The sequence below is a fragment of the Deltaproteobacteria bacterium genome (genome assembly GCA_040223695.1).
GTDB lineage: Bacteria > Desulfobacterota_D > UBA1144 > Nemesobacterales > UBA2774 > JAVKFU01.
This window is the reverse complement of the sequence record JAVKFU010000017.1, coordinates 94,667-112,288: the sequence shown is the minus strand read 5'-3', so window position 1 is coordinate 112,288 and position 17,622 is coordinate 94,667. Positions and strand designations below refer to the sequence as shown.

Below are 17,622 nucleotides of genomic sequence, written 5' to 3'. Positions count from 1 at the left end.
AATTCCGGTGAAAAAGAAATCAAAATCAGACGTTAAATCAGATCAAATGCGGAAATTTTCTTCACTGGTTGTGGAGGGAGACGACAGGGCCCCAAACCGCTCGATGTTGAGGGCTGTGGGGTTCAAGGACAGGGATTTCAAAAAGCCCGTCGTTGGCATCGCTTCCACGTGGAGTATGGTCACGCCGTGCAACATGCACATTGACAAGCTTGCGCTTGAAGCCGGGCGCGGCGCCGACAAGGCGGGAGGTAAATCCATCATATTCAACACAATCACTGTTTCGGACGGCATTTCCATGGGTACGCCCGGAATGAGATATTCCCTGGTTTCGCGAGAAGTGATTGCAGATTCGATAGAAACTGTCGCCGCCGCCGAGGGCTTTGACGGCTTTGTCGCGATAGGGGGCTGCGATAAGAACATGCCCGGATGTCTGATGGCAATGTCCCGTCTAAACCGCCCTTCGGTGTTTGTTTACGGCGGCACTATAATGCCGGGGAATTATAACGGTAAGCCGGTAGACATAGTATCTGTATTTGAAGCGGTCGGTGCTCACGCTAACAAGGATATTTCGGACACGCAATTGAAAAAAATCGAATCCAGCGCAATACCGGGCCCCGGATCGTGCGGCGGTATGTATACTGCGAATACTATGGCGTCAGCTATCGAGGCGCTCGGTATGAGCCTTCCCAACAGCTCTGCCCAGGCCGCCGTATCTGCTGAGAAGAATAAGGACTGCCTTGATGCGGGAGCGGCTGTAGTCAACCTTATCAAGAACAATATACGCCCGAGCGATATTATGACTAAGAAGGCATTTGAGAATGCCATTACGGTTGTTATCACGCTTGGCGGGTCTACCAACGCGGTTCTGCACCTTCTTGCGATAGCGCATGCCGCTAATGTGAAGCTCACGATCGACGACTTTAACCGTATCGGCAAAAAGGTGCCTGTCCTCGCCGACCTAAAGCCGAGCGGTAAATACATGATGGCCGATTTCTCGAGAATCGGTGGACTTACTCCGCTTATGAAAATTCTGCTTGACGCCGGGCTGCTGCATGGAGACTGCATGACTGTTACCGGGAAGACGGTAAAGGAGAATCTGAAAAACGCGGGTTCATACCCGAAAGGTCAGGAAATCGTATATCCGATTGACAGGCCGATTAAAAAGGAAAGTCATATTGTGATTTTGAGAGGCAGCCTCGCGCCTGATGGAGCTGTGGCGAAGATCTCAGGCAAAGAAGGTCATTCCTTTATCGGAAAGGCCATTGTATTTAACTCCGAGGAACAGGCCCTGAAAGCAATTCTCGGCGGAAGGGTGAAAAAGGGGCACGTTATAGTAATCCGCTACGAAGGCCCCAGAGGCGGGCCCGGAATGAGGGAGATGCTCTCTCCGACATCCGCGGTTATGGGAAAGGGGCTGGGAAATGATGTGGCTCTCATAACGGACGGACGATTCTCGGGGGGCACGCATGGATTCGTCGTGGGTCATATAACACCCGAGGCTTATGACGGAGGTGTTATCGCCGTTGTAAAGAACGGCGATGTTATAAGGATCGATGCCGGGAAGAAAGAGATAAATCTCGAGGTTTCGAAGAGCGAGATTAAAAAGAGGCTCGCAAGATGGAAAAGACCGGCACAGAAGGAAAAGCGAGGTGTGCTAGCCAAGTACGCGAGGCTTGTTTCCTCTGCTTCTGAAGGCGCGGTTACGGATAAAGAGTCTTAATTACCGGCGTTCTTTCCTGATTGATAGATAAGTTTTCGGAATACGACGAGATCATTCAAAACGGGATTAACCTTGCTGTAAGTCAGCCGGATTAATTGTTGTAGCGTTTTTCCAGATATTCTTTGAGCGCAACCGAATTGTTGTAATTCTCCTCCTTCGAGGCGTAAACGAATGTGACGTCCCCCTTTCTCAAAACATTGGTCAGTTCGCCAAGTGCTTCGCTTTTGCTTTCCAATTCGGCGAAGTAAAGTTTTCTGAATTCATCCCACTTGGACGGATCGTGGCCGAACCATTTACGAAGCTCTCCAGAAGGGGCCACATCTTTCAGCCACAAATCGACTTGCGCATCTTTCTTTGACAATCCTCTCGGCCAGAGCCGCTCGACAAGTATACGCACGCCGTCGCTTTCTTCGGCTTTATTATAAACGCGTTTTAGTTTGATCTGCATCGAAGTACGGCCTGGTTTTTTTGACATGACGCAATAGCAAGCTCACGTTATACGCCCCGGTGTGTAATCACAAGATTATTCGAAGGCGGCTGTATCGGTTGCGAGCATTAACTTCCAGTCCTTGATGAAAGCATCCCCGTTCTCTGCCCCGGCTTCAGATGTGTTTAAGTGGCTGGTTATGTAGTACAGGCGTTCGATATTCTCACTCTCAGCCACCCCTACATTGGCGGCGGCGAACCTCTGCTGCAGGTAGAACGGCGGTATCGATTGGTTGTAGAGAGTGACCTTAACGTTATCTGCCAGGGCCAGTATTTCTGGCGGTAACATTACTAGGTATTCAATCTCGTCGGCTCCCGTGAGTGAGGGGTCCGTATAGAATGGGTCGAACTTCGCGTCACCCGGTATTTCGGCCAGCTCGCGGATAAATGGTGAGGAGTTCGAGAAGAAAAACTCGGGATCGAAACCCTCGGGTCTTAGCCTGTTATTTTTTAAGTCGAATACTCTCCTTACAAAGCTTGTGGTTATGTTGCCGTCTGAGTCGGCAACAAGCTCCTGGTAGATTTGCACCTGGTCTTCACTCGTTATTTGCTGGTAATGGGGTTGGAAAGCCTGAGGGTTTTCAAGCACAAGCTCACTTGGAAGCGGAGGCCCGTCCACGCCTTCAATTATAACTCCCAAACTGTTTGTCCGGCCTGAGGCCCATAAAATATTGTTATCTCTATCCTGTACCAGAAACTCGATAAAAACTCTTCTGAATGATACGCCAGAAGGTAAGTAGTGACCTGCCTTATTTTCAACCCTGACTAAAGCGTTAAGCTGTCCTTGAGGTGATATCTCTAAAGATTTAACTTCGATTGATGCAGTTTGGTTCCTTGCCATATCCAAGAATGATTCGCGTGCAGTTATAAGAGGCAGTTCCGTTGCTAGACCGCTCATAAAATCGATTTGTCTTATTCCCAGTATTAAAGGGAACTCCTGAAACATCTCGTTCAGGAAAACATTGAGTCCGTGGAGGGTGTGGCGGGCATAGCGGTTACGCTCTCTCAGTTGAATTTCATCGTCGGGAAGCCTGTTTTGAACGGGCGGAAGGTTATCCGATTCAATATTTGCAATTCTAAATTCCAGATTCTTTCCGTGGAATGTTGTCGGCATATGGCAGTCCTGGCAGGATTGGAATTCCGAGCGCCCGGGCGCGTAAACGCTGTTAAGCCACTCAAGATGGGTTGTCTGTTCGTAGCTGAAAGTCAAAAGCTCACCCTCGTTTGTAACAACGGGAAGAAGTATGTTGTGGCAAGTGCCGCATAAGTCAGAGTCAAGCGTCTGGGCTCCGAACTGTGGGTCTATGCCGAGCGAATTCTGCATGGGTTTTACGACAACCTGATCATATGGTCCGTAGATTTCATCAGGGGGTCCGGTTATGAAGTTTCCTGTGTAAATGTCCTCTTCGCCGAACCCTTCGCTCACTATATGATGACAGACGGTGCATGAAATACCGTCCCGCGCCAGAGCTCCGTACCTCTGAAGAGAGTTGTTTTCCGCACCAGGCCACTCAGTAACCGCTTCTGCGCTAAGAGGCTTTCCAATGGGGACTTCCGGCGGGGGCGGAATTCCGAATAGAGAGGCACAGCCCTCGTCGTCCTGACCCTCGGTGTCGATCTGAAACTGGCGCTGCCCCATCACTCCGTGGCAGTGAAGACAGGTGGTCTGAAAACAAATTGTTGGATCGGGAAGCCCAGCGAGTCCCACCTCCGAGAAGAAATTAGTTTCACCCTCGACCTGGGCGAAGAAGATCGGGTCACGCCCCGCCTGCCCCAAAGGCGAGGCCTTCCATTCAGCATAAGGAGAGAGGTTGTATAGTTTGTCGGTGGCAGTTTCTTCATCGAATTCTTCAAATATCATATTGGGCAAAAACAAGTTGGTGAAAGTTGCGTCGTGGCATCCAATGCACTGGTCCGAGGTAAGAAATTGGTCAGGCCCCTCAGCCGTAGACACCTGATGGTCGTATGTCTCGGCCGGTAGTCTCACTTCCCACGCCCTTTCAAAGGAGACAGGTTCAATCTGATCGTAAAATTCTATGAATTCGGGAGTCGGTTCTGAAAGCGGATCGGTAAATGGAATTCCGGGGCTCGCAATGTTCTCAGACTGTAAAAACTCGAGAGCAACCCTTTGAGGTAAATGGAGATCTCCTTCAAAGTTCATTCCTATAGTAGTAAAAAGATCAGGGCTGAATTGTAGAAATTGGGTGCCCGGCGTAATTATATTATCAAGGCTTGAGAAAGTGGACTCGCTCGTGGCTGAAGCGTGGCAGTTAATGCAGAAGTTTCCGTATTGGTTATAGGCCCAAATAGTGTCCGGAAACTTATTGTCGCCCTGGATCTGTTCATCGTTAAGAAATAAATAACCCGTCGGGTACCAGTTGGGGTCGCGTTCAAAAGGCGGATTTCCTGTATTGGCAAAGAAAGCGGGACTGGTTACTGCTGATGCGTCCAGTATTGGGGGATTGCCTAACTGCCATTCGGGGGCGGGTATAGAAACAAATCCGGACCTGAAGCTGCCCTGGTACCAGCCGTCAAAAGAAGCGCTGCTGTTTTTTATGTAAGTGGTCCAGTTTGTGGGGTTAACATTTACGGGTATTTCCATACAACCCCGCTCATCTGTGACGATACCCAGTGATTCATTGATCGGGTGCTGTTCTTTAATTATCATAGCGCCGTCGGGGATTTCTCCCACTCGTCCGCCGCATAGCCATTGTACTACTTCGGGTGAGTAAAAAATACGTACTGCCGAGGAATGAACGCCAAAGAATGAACCAAAGCCGATTGCTCCCAGGTATGGTCCGGTCACTCTCCAGTTTAAATCACGGTTCCAATCTAGCTCATTTGCGTACCGCCTTTCTCGAACAAATTCTCTGAACTGTTCGTCAAATATATTTTTCATTGCTAAATCAGAAAGCGGTGGCGGGTTTCTGAAAGCAGGGGGTGCCGGCTCTCCTCTATCCATGTTGACTTCGCACCAGGCGTCGATTTCCTGCTGGCTCAGGTTTATTACAGAGCCCGGGCAGACCCATTCGTTCGGATTCGGGGGTAAGGGGCCCGTGTCCGGTGCGCCGCCTGAGCCGGAGTTATCACACCCGATTGATATGAGGAATATAAAAATTAGAGGGTAAAAGATAATATTTTCAAATTCCAAGTGTCTTCCTCCTTGGATTAATGACAAATTAATGACACGCAGATCTAATGAAACGCAGAAAATTTAGATTTTTTCCAAGTACTTAATACTTGAGATAAGCACTAATGTATATCAAGTAAAGCGTCTGTACAAAGTACAACGATGATTTTATATTAGCACAATTTGACGTAACTAAAAATATGTCTAGGACTGTTTTATGGATTTTGTATTCGCCGTACTATTTGGTGATGAAATGTTAATTCTTAATAAGATATGAAAGGCTTGATGGTGGATTTAGACTCTTAGCCAGTACTACTTATGGTATTAAATCAGGAAGGTATTCATTTAGTCTTCAATCAGTATAAGTAAATCTTCACCTTCTATTTTCACTGGGTAAGTCTCGACGTCGTCAGTAGCAGGGAGGCATAGGGCTTCGCCTGTTTCGACATCGAATTCGGCCCCGTGATAAATACAGGTGATTTTATTGCCTTCAAGAATGCCGTCCGAAAGGGGCAGCGCCTGATGTGTGCATTCATCCCTGAACGCGTAAAATTTACCGTCTACGTTACACACAGCGACCATTTCGTTCCCTACCACAAAAGATTTGACTTCCCCCGGAGGCACCTCGGATACTTTAGCTATTTTCTCGAAATCGGACATTGGATTAGTCGTTTTATATTTAAAGTTAGTTATACAATCAGGTTCAAGCTTTCTTTGACAGTTTTCTCTGGACGAACCAGTCGGCTACTAGTTTTTCGCAATAACTTCGAATCTGCTCTATTTTGATGCTCTCAAGAGTCGCGCTTGTGAATGCGCTCATTAATATATCCCTTGCCGTCTCGTCGGGAATACCGCGGGACCGGAGGTAGAAGACTGCGTTCTCGTCCATCTGTCCTATAGTGGCTCCGTGGGTGCATTTAACGTCGTCCGCGTAAATTTCGAGCTGCGGCTTGGTGTCGATCTGCGCATTGTCTGAAAGGAGAAGATTCCTGTTCGTCTGTTTGGCATCCGTTTTCTGCGCGTCCTTGTGAACAATTATCCGCCCGTGAAAGACGCCTCTCGACCTTCCGTCAAGAACTCCGTTATAAAACTGCCTGCTGTCGCAGTGCGGGCTTGCGTGTTCGACTACCATATAGTTATCCATATGCTGTCTTCCCGTCGGCATGAATAGGCCGTTAATGAGTGAATCGCACGCCTCTCCAGCAAGGACGGGGTGAACATTGTTCCGCACAAGCGCCCCTCCGAGAAGTACGGAGTGCGATCTTAGATTGGAGCTGCGCGCCTGCTGTACTCTCAGGGTAGATATGTTAAATGCCTTTTTGCTCTCCTGTTCTAACAGGTAATGGCCCACGGTGCTGTTTTCTCCAAGAACGAGCTCAGTGACAACATTGGAGAGGTATACGCTGTCATTGAGCGAAACATAGTGCTCAACGATATTTGCCTCCGAGTTGTCGCCGACGATAATCAGATTTCGTACATTTGTTATTGCCGGTTTTTCCTTTTCAGTCGTAATGAAAAGCAAGTGTACAGGGTTTTTGAGGACCGTTTTATCGGGAAGATAAATAAACCCGCCGTCCTCCATAAAAGCGGCGTTGAGAGCCGTAAAAGCCTCGTTCTCGAAATCCGCGTAAGCCGAAAGACTTTGTTGTAATAGTTCTTCTTCCCGGTCAAAAGCCTCAGAGAGACTGAGAACTTTTATTCCCTCGGGCAGTTCTGAAATCGAAGACAATTCCTGAGAGTAGCGCCCGTCTATGAAAACCAGGAGACTGCATGTTAAATCCGGAAAGATAAACCGGTTGACCGTTTGCTTGGAAACTTTGGGACGGCCGTTCATTTCAATGCCGAAATTCGTTCTCGCGATCGGTGTTACATTCGTAAAGCGCCAGTCCTCGTTATCAGGGGTCGGGAAACCGAGCTCGGAGAATTTTGCAATACCCTTTTCACGAATTGAGTCGAGCCATCCTATGCCCTTTCCGGATGCGTGTTCCTTAAAGTCTGAAAATACTTTTAAAAAACCGTCGTTCCCGCCGGTACTTAACGTAACGCTCATATGCGTAATTCTCCTTAGTTATTAACAGCTGTCCTGGCTTCCTCTTCAACCCAGCCATATCCTTTGTCCTCAAGCTCAAGCGCGAGTTCCTTTCCGCCGGACTTGGCTATCTTTCCGTCAACAAGTACATGTACAAAGTCGGGAACTATGTAGTCAAGCAATCTCTGATAGTGTGTTATCACGATGAAAGCTCGTTCAGGATTTCTCAGTGAATTCACCCCGTCGGCCACTACCTTGAGGGCGTCGATATCCAGACCCGAGTCCGTCTCATCCAGAATCGCGAGCCTCGGCTCAAGTATCTGCATCTGGAAGATTTCATTCTTTTTCTTTTCTCCCCCCGAGAATCCCTCGTTTACGGCACGTTTGAGCAGGTTATCCCCCATGCCCATCATTTCCATTTTTTCCTTCGCGAATTTTCCGAATTCCACGTGCTTCAAGGGCTCCTGTCCGCGGTATTTCCTTATCGAGTTGAGCGCCTCCCTGAGCAGGTAGGTATTAGCCACCCCTGGAATCTCCACAGGGTACTGAAACGCCATGAATATACCCTCGCCTGCCCTTTCCTCAGGGGCGAGCTCCAGGAGATCCTTACCTTCAAATGTGATTTCACCTTCCGTTACTTCGTACGACTCGCGGCCGGCGAGCACCTGTGCCAGGGTGCTTTTTCCGGACCCGTTCGGACCCATTATCGAATGCATCTCGCCAGCATTTACTTTCAAATCCAGTCCTTTAATGATTTCCTGATCCGCAACGTTTACATGCAGATTCTTAATTTCCAGCATGTCCAGTCTCCTTGGCTAGTGTATCTTTTTGTTGAGAAAATCCGGGCGGCAAATATTATCCGACGCTTCCCTCAAGGCTAATGCTCAGCAGCTTTTCAGCCTCCACCGCGAACTCAAACGGCAGCTCCCTGAATACTTCCTTGCAAAAACCGTTCACTATAAGGGAAACAGCGTCCTCAGCCGACAGCCCGCGCTGCTGGCAGTAGAAAATCTGGTCTTCGCCGATTTTTGATGTGGATGCCTCATGCTCCATCTGAGCGGTTGAATTTTTTACCTCTATATATGGAAAAGTGTGCGCCCCGCACTTGTCCCCGATCAGCATGGAATCGCACTGTGTATAATTTCTGGATCCTGAGGCGTCTTTGCCGATTTGTACAAGACCCCTGTACGTATTTTGTCCGTGCCCTGCAGATATTCCCTTGGATATTATAGTGCTTTTGGTGTTTTTTCCGATATGAATCATCTTCGTGCCCGTGTCCGCCTGCTGTCGCCTGTTGGTGAGCGCCACCGAATAAAACTCGCCGACCGAATTGTCTCCCTCGAGTATGCAGCTCGGATATTTCCAGGTTATCGCGGAGCCTGTCTCTACCTGCGTCCATGAAATGTGGGAGTTTCTTCCAAGACACCTTCCGCGCTTGGTCACGAAATTATAAATTCCGCCCTCGCCCTCCGCGTTGCCCGGGTACCAGTTCTGAATAGTGGAGTATTTGATTGTAGCGTCTTTATGAGCGATTAGCTCTACGACAGCCGCGTGAAGCTGATTCTCGTCTCTCTTGGGCGCCGTGCATCCTTCGAGGTAGCTTACGTAGCTCCCTTCCTCGGCGATTATGAGGGTCCTTTCAAACTGTCCCGTACTTTCGGCATTAATTCTGAAATAGGTTGATAGCTCCATCGGGCACCGGACTCCCTTCGGTATATATACGAATGATCCGTCCGTAAAGACCGCCGAGTTTAAAGCCGCGAAGAAGTTATCATTGTGCGGAACCACAAAACCGAGATATTTTTTTACCAGCTCGGGATGCTCCTGAACCGCTTCCGATATTGAGCAGAAGATTACCCCGGATTCCGCCAGCTTTTCCTTGAAAGTAGTGATAACCGATACGCTGTCGAATACAGCATCTACGGCCACCCCGGCCAGCATCTTTTGCTCGTCAAGGGGAATGCCGAGCTTGTCGTATGCTTCTTTTATTTCCGGATCTATGTCATCCAGACTCTTGGGCCTGTCTTTTTGTTTCGGGGCGGCGTAATAGCTAATATTCTGATAATCGATAGGAGGATAGGTGACATGAGGCCACTTCGGCTCTTTCATTGTTAGCCAGTTTTCGTAGGCTTTAAGTCTCCATTCGAGGAGCCATTCCGGCTCTTTCTTTTTGCTCGAAATAAGCCTTATAGTATCTTCATTCAATCCTTTCGGCGCAATTTCCTGCTCGATATTGGTGAAGAAGCCGTATTTGTATTCCTGTTCCGCCAGTTTTTCAAGATCAATACTCATAAAAGCCTCCTTAATTAGCCTTTGAAACCCGTGCCAGTTTTCCTTCGCTCAGCATATCTTCGAGAGTCGTCTCTTCAAGTATCTTGATCATGGATAGCTGAATCCTGTCCCAAACGGGCAGCTGAGGGCATGTTTCGTGCAGAAAGCATATAGAATCTTTGTCCATACAATCTACCATCCTTATCTCGCCTTCGATAGCCTCGTATATTTCCCTCAGGCTTATCTCCCCGGGAGGTCTCCTGAGCGTGTAGCCTCCGTCAGGTCCAACCATCGACCTTACCAGTCCTTTTTTTACGAGCCTGCGCATTATTTTGGCCAGGTAGTTTACAGGTATATGCTGCTGCTCTGAAATCTCTTTCATGCTATGTTTGACTACAGGTTCGTTCCCCATATATGTTAAGGATCTGACTGCGTAGTCTAATGTTTTTGTTACCTGCATGGCTCTTAACGTCCCAATATATTATGGACTTTATGACTCCAGGATATGCAAATAGCTGACTTATAAAAATTACCAGCTAAAATATGAGCTGTCAATCACGGAAATGTACATGATCCGGAGACAGTATAGACGAGCTTCGCGCTTTATTCTTTATGTTATCCTGGAATCAAAGGTAAGACTTTGACACAACACAGTTTTTAGGTTACAATCTATAAATTAATAAAACTTCTTGATTTAGTGAAATTTATTCAATTTTTGAATGCGAAATACCCGTTCAACCGGTTCTCCATTTGAAAAATTTTAAAATGGGAGGAGCAACTATGCCACACGAATTACCGAAACTTCCTTATGATTATAATGCTCTAGAGCCTCACATAGATGCCCGCACTATGGAAATTCATTATACAAAACACCATCAGGGCTATGTGGACAAGCTGAATGCGGCTCTCGAAAAGCACCCGGAACTGCAAGGGAAAAGCGTTGAAGATTTGCTTAAAGATTTAAATTCCGTACCGGAAGATATTAGAACGGCTGTCAGGAATAACGGAGGCGGCCATGCCAACCACAGTCTGTTCTGGCCCGTAATGGGACCGAACGGAGGAGGAGAGCCTGCGGGCGATATCGCCGAGGCTATAAATTCCAGTTTCGACGGTTTTGAGTCCTTCAAGGAGCAGTTCTCGGCTGCGGCTGCGGGACGGTTCGGAAGCGGCTGGGCCTGGCTGTCGGTGGACGGAGGCGGCAAACTTATTGTCACATCGACTCCGAATCAGGACAGCCCTCTGTCGGAAGGCCTGATCCCCGTGCTCGGACTGGATGTTTGGGAACACGCTTATTATCTGAATTATCAGAACAGAAGACCCGATTATATTTCAGCATGGTGGAACGTCGTAAACTGGGAGCAGGTAGCTGCTAATTATTCTTCTGCGAAATAAGTTGAATTAACATCGAGAATTTGATAGAATTGGCGGTAACCGGAAGGTAGATCAGTTAAGATCTTCGGAACATTGTTTATTTTATAAAATTGAGAAGTAGTAAGGCGCACGATTGTATAAAAGTACTGCTCTACGCTGTTTAGGGTTTATTTTAGGAGGTAGTATAATTTCCCTCCCTCGAATGTTCCAAAAATTAACTAGAATAAATCGAATCAAGCGTTGTCTTGACTATTTTTTTGACGACTGATTCTCCTTTAGAAGGAATGCGATATGGAGACAAAATATAATGAGTTCGAAGATACTGTATCCGTGAGTGAATACGGAGATTTCGTTAGAGAGGATGACGATGACGTTAAATCCTTAAAGTTCAAAGACAGCTATAATCAGGAAAATGGCGTTGAACGTGAATACAGTCCGCGAACCGTCAAGACAAAGTCGAAATCGGATGATACCCCGGATGAGCAGCTCAGGCTTCTTTATGTTTATTTCAAGGATATGTCTGTCGAGCCGCTTTTCACTGCGCAGGAAGAAGTAGAAATTTCGGCGAAGATTAAAAAATGCGAGTCCCGGACGAGAGAGCTGGCAGGAGTTATAACTAAGCTGAGTGACGGAAAAATTGGTCCAGTCAGGCGAAACGGGCATAAAAACGGCCGGAAACTGAACGGTAACAATATAGAGAAGCGAATAAAGAGCCTGAATGCTTTTGTCAGAGTCTATTCTGAAAATGCCAAACGGCTCAAGCAGAGATTTGTAAAGGCTAACCTGAGGCTGGTTATAACGATTTCAAGAAAGTATATGGGAAGGGGACTTCCGCTTTCAGACCTTATTCAGGAAGGCAATATGGGGCTCATGCGCGCCGTTGAGAGATTCGATCACAGAAAGGGTTTTAAATTTTCGACCTACGCATCCTGGTGGATACATCAGGCAATTTTAAGGGCGCTCCAGGGACAGACGAGAACGATCAAGGTACCGGTTTATCTCCTGGAACAGGCAAACAGGGTATATAAGGTCAATGCTGTGCTCGCGAAGCAACTGGGCAGGAAACCGACCCCGAAGGAGATAGCCCGTAAATCGGGGATATCTGTGGAGGTGGTCAAGCGCATTTTGAGATCAACAAAGGACGCGATCAGTCTGGATACCCCTATTCTGGACGGGGAGAAAACAACGCTCCTCGATTCGATCGCGGATAATGAAACCGTTATTCCGGACTCCCTTGTCGCCAAATCCGACCTGACGGACAAGCTGAGAGAGGCTCTTACACTATTGAACCCGAGAGAAGAGGAGATACTGAGGCTCAGGTTCGGAATAGACCAGCAGAGCACATACACGCTCGACGAGATAGGAAAGAGATTCAACCTGACCCGGGAAAGAATAAGGCAGATTGAAAAAGCTGCTTTGGGAAAACTTGCCAACTCTGATATAAAAGATCATTTGGCGAGTTTTTTAAAATAGGTAATTTCCTCACCCCGGACTGCTATAAACCGTGTATCTGTTTTTCTTCTGTGGGAATCCAAAATTCGAATTATAGCTGAATAGCCAAATACTTGCCTCGCTCCGTGGAGGCTAATGTGTGAAAATAAATTTTCACCGATTGAGAAGCGTTTTTTCCGGCGCTTAGACTTGCGGGATTTTGTTGTAAATTAAAATTGTGAACACTTAATCCAGTATTCCGCCTATTACGGCTCCGATGAGTAGAGGCACGACGTTCGATACGACAAGTACAAAGCCCCCCGCCGCCGCCACGAATCCTATAAGCGGAGCGCCTGTAAGGGCCGAGGTGAATACGAACAATAGTACGCCCAGCAAGATCGCCGGCAGCAGCGCTGCGATTATTGCGTTACCGACGCCCCCCGCCTTTTTCCCGCCGACTATTCCCGCAATCAAAGGCCCGAGCGAGGGCAACCAGAAAAGAAGAATGGATATGAGCAGCATCCAGAATAACCCGGCCAGAATGCTTCCCTTTTTATTCTTACTCATTGTCTGTGGTCCTTGCCCCTCTGCTTTTGAGTGCTTAACTATAAAAATATCCTAAACTGACAAAAAGCCCAACCTCCGCATGAGAGATTGGGCTTTCCTTATGCCATCATCCTCTTTTTATAGAGCTTTTATGATTTTCATTAGTCGCATTTGGAATAACCGCAGCTCCTGCAGGTCATACAGCCCTGCTCGAACGCAAGGGCACGGTCTCCGCAATCAGGACAGCGTTCAAGATTCAGATCCATCGCGCGTTTTGTCGCCGTTTCCGTCTCTGTCTCGTTCGTAGATACGAAGTGTTTTTTCAACACTGTGGCTATCGCGTCCGGTATGGACATCACGAGCTTGCCTTCGGAGAACACGGGAGACGAGCCCCCTATGCCCTCGAGCTGCTCGACTACGTCCTTTACGCTTATGCCTGACCTGAGCGCGAGCGACACGAGTCTCCCCGTAGCCTCCGCATCGGCCATCGTAGAGTACCCCGACTTTCCTATCTGAACGAAGACCTCAAACGGCCTGCCCTCATAGGTGTTGATAGTTACGTATAGGTTTCCGTATCCCGTCTTTATAACCTCTGTAAACCCCTCCAGAAACGGAGGCCTCTTTATCGGTTTTATCTCCGGCATTTGGGTAGGACGAAGGGATGAGATGGGGTTGGGGTGATGGGTTTTTTTCATCCCCTCGTCCTGGGTCTGGGTCGGAAGCTTTTTTGCGTCTTTGGTTTCTTGGGCCTGATCCTCAGTGATCAGAATGCCCTCTCTCGAGCCTTCTCTGTAAACCGTTATGCCCTTGCAGCCGAGCTTCCACGCGAGGAAGTAGATTTTCTCCACTTCGTCGAGCGTTATGTCAGCGGGCAGGTTTACGGTGCTCGAAATACATGAATCAATATGTTTCTGAATCGCAGCCTGCATGCGAACCCTCATTTCGGGCTTTATCTCGTGAGATGTCACGAATGTCGAAGGCAGCTCATTCTCATTATTAATGCCGTACATGCTTATATATTCGCCGACGAGCGGGTGGTATACCTTGAATTCACCCTTGGAAAGGGATTTGGAGCGTCTGAAGTATGAGCGCGCGAACATGGGCTCAACACCGCTAGTGGTTCCTGCGAGTACGGAGCCGCTGCCGACAGGCGGTACCGTGAGTATGCACGCGTTTCTCACGCCCTGCTCGCTAATCTTGCCTAGCACACGCTCATCAATCGTGTTCAGGAAAGGACGGGAAAGGTGCTTGTCCCTGTTATAAGCGGGGAAAGTCCCTTTTTCTACCGCAAGGTCGGAGCTCGCTTCATAAACGGTGTTTTTTATATGTTCAAACATCTTGTCCGCGAATTCTACGCCTTCATCCGTGTCGTATTTTATGTTTAGTTTTGACAGCATGTCGCCAAAACCCGTGAAACCCACTCCAATGCGCCTCGAATGCATGGAGGCTTTTGTCTGAAATCCGAGAGGGTGTTTGTTTTTGTTGTAATCGAGCACGTTGTCGAGGAAGCGGACGGAGTATTTGAAAGCCCTTTCGAGGTTTTCCCAGTCAATAGACGCTTCATCCGTGAAGGGATCCTTTACGAAAGGCGACAGGTTGATGTTTCCGAGGCAGCAGTTCCCGTAGTCTTCAAGCGCCTGCTCGCTGCACGGATTTACGCCGTTTACCTCCATACCGTTATACTCGGTGGGGGAGTATCTCTTTACGGCGTCCCAGAATATAACGCCGGGTTCGGCGGAAGACCAGGCCGATTTTACGAGCTTTTCCCATAGATCTCTTGCGCGTATGGTCTTGGAGAATTTTACCTTTTCGTTATCGAACCTGAGCTCGAAATCTGTATCTTCTTCGACAGCCTGCATGAATTCATCCGTTATCTTTATTGAAATATTTGCAAATTTGACTTTCGATCTCTCTTCATCGTTTTTCACGTCGATGAAATCTATGATGTCCGGGTGGTTGACGTTAAGGGTTATCATCAGAGCGCCCCTCCTCCCGGCCTGGCCAATGGTCCCGGTCGTTGTGGAAAGGAGATCCATGAACGATACCGCGCCCGTTGAGTAAATGGCCGAATTATTGACGGGAGCCCCCTTGGGTCTCAGTATGGATATATCGGTGCCCACGCCGCCTCCGAACGAGTATGTCCTGGCAGCCTCTTTGCACCACTCGAATATTCCTTCGATGGAGTCCTCTTTTATCGGCATATAATAACAGTTGAGCAGCGTAGCCCTTCTGTTTTGTCCCGCGCCGAAGAGAATTCTTCCGCCGGGTATGAATTTAAAACTCGAAAGCAGCCAGAAGAAATTGTCTTCCCATTCCTTCTTTAGCTCTTTTGTTTTTTCAGGAGAGGCTATTTCCCTTGCCACGCGGTGCCACATGTCTTCGGGTATCAGCTCCACGATTTTCCCCGTTTTGTCGCGAAGAGCGTATTTTTCGTAGAAAACCCTCGCGCGAAGCTCGTCGCCGCCGAACGCATCTATTGTCTTTTGGGGAAGATCCATAACGCCTTCTACTTGGGGAACTGTTTCGTTCTGCTGTTCTGTGTTTTCAGAAATGGTTTCTTCAGTTTGGGGTTTCAAGGTTTCGTTTCCTGCCAAATTATTTCCATGTCCGTTTCCGTTTATCTGAGTGGGATTGAGTTTATCAGAAGCCATCTAGCCATCCTCCTATTAATTTTTATTACATGTTGTGTTATGAATCGATTGAACCACAATATATTGTGGTTGTCAATAGGGTATTTTTTTATAAATCTAAAGAAAAAATAAAATCGAATGAATTCAGAGGCTTATCAATAAAAGAATTTTTTGCGATTGAAAAAATGTTGATACAAGGATAGTTGAAAGAGATTCTTAAAGCATGAATTGAATAAAGCTCAATTGTATTCTGAATATTAAATCGGATTATACTCGGTCTTTCTTGCGGGCTAAGTAAAAGGTTTGCTCATAATAGCATCTTTTTAATTTTTTTGCAAGTAGGCATGAGTAAATTTGACCGTTGATGGGATTCCTGCTCGGCTTAAGTAAAATATGGCAAAATTATTTTGTTATACTGATAGAGGCTATGGGTATTGAAACGCGCGGGCAAAGACAGGAACTGATACTGAAATTCTGGTTTGGCGAATTAAAAGAGGGCGAGGTCCCGACTGGTGAATTGCGCAAGATGTGGTGGACAAAGGATGAAGAGACAGATGAATATATCAGGTCCAACTTCGAATCCGACCTTGTCAGGGCCAAAAACGGGAAATTAAGAGGCTGGGAAAACACCCCAAAAGGCGCATTGGCGTTAATAATCCTGCTCGATCAGTTCTCACGGAATATTTACAGGGGCACTCCCGGGGCCTTCTCGCAGGACAAGCGGGCGCTGGGTATCGCGCTCGAAGGGATCGAAAAGGGTTTTGATAAGGAGTTGCACCCCGTTGAAAGGACTTTCTTCTATATGCCGTTTATGCACTCGGAGGATCCGGGTATGCAGAGAAAGTCTCTCCGGTTATTCGGGGATCTTGAAATGTCGTTTAATTCTCCTCCGAAACTCGCTGAGATGCTCTCCGGGAACAGGAAATATGCCGAGAGACACTGTGAAATTATCGAGAGATTCGGAAGATACCCGCACAGGAATGAAATACTGGGCAGAGGGTCCACTGATGAGGAAAGAGAATTTCTAACGAAACCCGGTTCTTCTTTTTGAGCGCTATAATCAACCAAAAGGTTGATTATTCGGAAACTTGTTAAGTGACTGGCCCGTCGAAGACCATGATCTCCGCGGCGAGCATTCCCCTTACGCTCCTGGAGTAAAGCGTAACGCTCTTTACACCTGCGAGTACTTTGAGAAGCCAGAATTGTAGATCCGGATAAGCCTCGAGGCCCTTTTTGAAATAGCTCCTTAGCTCCTCCTTTCCCTCTATGGTACCCGAGGTTTCACCAATGAGTTTGACTACAAACGGGGAGCTAAACTCTACGTCGGCTGCGTAATGAGATAGGATAGAGTCAATATCATGCCTGTTCCACGACTCGATCCATTCTTTCGCGAATTGCTCCGCTGCCTCTTTAGTAATCATTCAATTACGGAGTAAGGTTTTTGAGTTAAATTCCGATTTCCTGCTGTTTGCTTAAGAGTGTCCCGGGACCTTTTTACTGGAATGCCCCGGGACTCCTGTTTTTCAAGACGAAATTTTAAAACCGGATAATAGCAACGGTTATGAATTACAGCCTTGCTTCTATCTTGCTTAGTATGAAGCGTGAAAGTGATTCGTCACCGAAAGTCCCTACTCTGATTGATATATCGGTCAGGTTATCGGAAACCCTCTTCAGCTCTATCTTAACCGTTTTATTGTCTGCCGTTTTGGCTTCAAGCTCCGCTGAGACAGCATCTTTAATCTTGTTTATAACTAGGAACTCCAGCTCATCGACTGCTCCGACTGTCGCTTCCCATGTTTTTTCGAGAGAGGCTTCCTCCGTTGCTTTTAGCTCCCCTTTTATATAAGCGACCGTACCCGCGCCTGCCGCCGCGGCTCCTCCTACCGCCGCCGCCGCGAGACATCCGGTCAGTATGAACGGACTTGCAGCGAGCAACAGTACAATCAGTAGTTTCTGTTTTTTCATTATCCTGTCTCCTTGAGGATTCATTATCTTTTGCCAGAAGGTT

15 protein-coding genes are annotated in these 17,622 nt (G+C 47.6%); 4 read left to right on the top strand and 11 right to left on the bottom strand.

The window, feature by feature from the left end:
- Positions 1-46 precede the first annotated feature (46 nt).
- On the top strand, positions 47-1,720 hold the full coding sequence (gene ilvD / locus RIG61_08385; GenBank protein MEQ9619175.1) for a dihydroxy-acid dehydratase: 1,674 nt from the start codon (positions 47-49) through the stop codon (positions 1,718-1,720).
- A gap of 91 nt (positions 1,721-1,811) precedes the next feature.
- On the opposite strand, the gene RIG61_08380 is transcribed toward ilvD, so the two are convergent.
- From RIG61_08380 to RIG61_08350, 7 genes are all read right to left on the bottom strand, one after another.
- Entirely contained in the window at positions 1,812-2,195 is a 384-nt protein-coding gene (locus RIG61_08380; protein MEQ9619174.1) for a DUF488 domain-containing protein, read from the bottom strand.
- Between the two features lie 48 nt (positions 2,196-2,243).
- Positions 2,244-5,357, bottom strand: coding sequence for a hypothetical protein (locus tag RIG61_08375; protein MEQ9619173.1), 3,114 nt, complete (start codon positions 5,355-5,357; stop codon positions 2,244-2,246).
- A 324-nt stretch (positions 5,358-5,681) separates the two neighbouring features.
- Positions 5,682-5,996 (bottom strand): non-heme iron oxygenase ferredoxin subunit, encoded by a 315-nt coding sequence (locus RIG61_08370; GenBank protein MEQ9619172.1) that lies wholly within the window; start codon positions 5,994-5,996, stop codon positions 5,682-5,684.
- Between the two features lie 43 nt (positions 5,997-6,039).
- Entirely contained in the window at positions 6,040-7,386 is a 1,347-nt protein-coding gene (gene sufD / locus RIG61_08365; protein MEQ9619171.1) for a Fe-S cluster assembly protein SufD, read from the bottom strand.
- Between the two features lie 14 nt (positions 7,387-7,400).
- Complete coding sequence (sufC, locus tag RIG61_08360) at positions 7,401-8,165, bottom strand: Fe-S cluster assembly ATPase SufC (protein ID MEQ9619170.1); 765 nt, start codon at positions 8,163-8,165, stop codon at positions 7,401-7,403.
- A gap of 55 nt (positions 8,166-8,220) precedes the next feature.
- Positions 8,221-9,657 carry a Fe-S cluster assembly protein SufB gene (gene sufB, locus RIG61_08355; GenBank protein ID MEQ9619169.1) on the bottom strand — a complete coding sequence of 479 codons (1,437 nt, stop codon included), beginning with the start codon at positions 9,655-9,657 and terminating at the stop codon, positions 8,221-8,223.
- Between the two features lie 10 nt (positions 9,658-9,667).
- Entirely contained in the window at positions 9,668-10,096 is a 429-nt protein-coding gene (locus RIG61_08350; GenBank protein MEQ9619168.1) for an Rrf2 family transcriptional regulator, read from the bottom strand.
- A 320-nt stretch (positions 10,097-10,416) separates the two neighbouring features.
- Between RIG61_08350 and RIG61_08345 the strand changes: the two genes are divergently transcribed.
- Both RIG61_08345 and RIG61_08340 read left to right on the top strand, forming a co-directional pair.
- Positions 10,417-11,028, top strand: coding sequence for a superoxide dismutase (locus tag RIG61_08345; GenBank protein ID MEQ9619167.1), 612 nt, complete (start codon positions 10,417-10,419; stop codon positions 11,026-11,028).
- 270 nt (positions 11,029-11,298) lie between these two features.
- Entirely contained in the window at positions 11,299-12,480 is a 1,182-nt protein-coding gene (locus RIG61_08340) for a sigma-70 family RNA polymerase sigma factor (protein MEQ9619166.1), read from the top strand.
- 204 nt (positions 12,481-12,684) lie between these two features.
- Here RIG61_08340 and RIG61_08335 read toward each other — a convergent pair whose 3' ends face one another.
- Complete coding sequence (locus RIG61_08335; protein ID MEQ9619165.1) at positions 12,685-13,005, bottom strand: hypothetical protein; 321 nt, start codon at positions 13,003-13,005, stop codon at positions 12,685-12,687.
- Positions 13,006-13,145: 140 nt separating this feature from the next.
- Positions 13,146-15,635 (bottom strand): adenosylcobalamin-dependent ribonucleoside-diphosphate reductase, encoded by a 2,490-nt coding sequence (locus RIG61_08330; protein ID MEQ9619164.1) that lies wholly within the window; start codon positions 15,633-15,635, stop codon positions 13,146-13,148.
- A 406-nt stretch (positions 15,636-16,041) separates the two neighbouring features.
- Between RIG61_08330 and RIG61_08325 the strand changes: the two genes are divergently transcribed.
- Positions 16,042-16,665: a DUF924 family protein gene (locus tag RIG61_08325; protein MEQ9619163.1), complete on the top strand. Its 624-nt coding sequence runs from the start codon at positions 16,042-16,044 to the stop codon at positions 16,663-16,665.
- A 40-nt stretch (positions 16,666-16,705) separates the two neighbouring features.
- Here the strand turns inward: RIG61_08325 and RIG61_08320 are convergent, their stop codons facing one another.
- Together RIG61_08320 and RIG61_08315 are read right to left on the bottom strand one after the other, a co-directional pair.
- Complete coding sequence (locus tag RIG61_08320; protein MEQ9619162.1) at positions 16,706-17,035, bottom strand: nuclear transport factor 2 family protein; 330 nt, start codon at positions 17,033-17,035, stop codon at positions 16,706-16,708.
- A gap of 145 nt (positions 17,036-17,180) precedes the next feature.
- Complete coding sequence (locus RIG61_08315) at positions 17,181-17,579, bottom strand: DUF3568 family protein (GenBank protein MEQ9619161.1); 399 nt, start codon at positions 17,577-17,579, stop codon at positions 17,181-17,183.
- Between the last annotated feature and the right edge of the window lie 43 nt (positions 17,580-17,622).